This is a genomic window from Anaerotruncus sp. 1XD42-93 (assembly GCF_009917605.1).
GTDB lineage: Bacteria > Bacillota > Clostridia > Oscillospirales > Ruminococcaceae > Anaerotruncus.
The window spans coordinates 1-707 of sequence record NZ_QZEG01000216.1; the positions used below are offsets into that span (position 1 = coordinate 1).

At 52.5% G+C, this 707-nt stretch carries 1 protein-coding gene; it reads right to left on the reverse strand.

Going from position 1 to position 707, the window contains the following annotated elements; genetic code table 11:
* Positions 1 to 707 (reverse strand): DUF4368 domain-containing protein (locus D5269_RS18100; protein ID WP_166545253.1); only part of this gene is annotated, 707 nt, incomplete at both ends.

Sequence of the window (707 nt, forward strand, 5' to 3'; positions counted from 1 at the left end):
ACCAGCCCAACAAAGCGGTAGTAAATTTTAATGTCCTGGTGTCTTTGACCGTCTATGACGGTTCGTTCTCCAACTTCAATGCGGTCAATCAGTTCCTCAATGATTTCCCGGTTCAGTTCCTGCAAGTCCAGATACTGCCGGATGGTTCCGGCCCACTGGTGGATATTGGCGATGTCCTGCTGGGCTTTCCGTTTCCCGGCTAACAGACTGTCCAGGCGTTCCGATTTCTGGATGCGTTCCTGCTCGTTCTTTTGAATCAGAACCGAGAAGGAATCGCCGCTGATTGCCCCGCTTACCTTATCTTCATAAAGTTTTGCGGTGATCTGTTCCAGTTCCTCCAAACGCCGCCGCAAACGGCTGATTTCCTGTCGGCAGTCCTCTTGTTGAGCGGCGCTTGCGGATTGTATGTGCTGCTTCAGCTTATCCAGTACAGCGGCTTCATCGGCTGCAACCGCTTTTCCATGCGCCCGGATTTCACTCAGCACCAGGTTTTTCAAGCTGATCTCAAAAATCCGGTGCCATGAGCAAACGCTATGTCCGGTAGTGGCAAACCGGGAGCAGAAATAAGAAGTATAGTGCTTGACAGTGCCATTTTTCCGGCGCTGTGTTTCGCGGGCGGCAACCAGAGGATGCCCGCAGTCCGCGCAGACCAGCTTTCCGGTAAACAGAGATGCTTGGGGCGGCGTATTGTTAGCGGAAATCTGTTT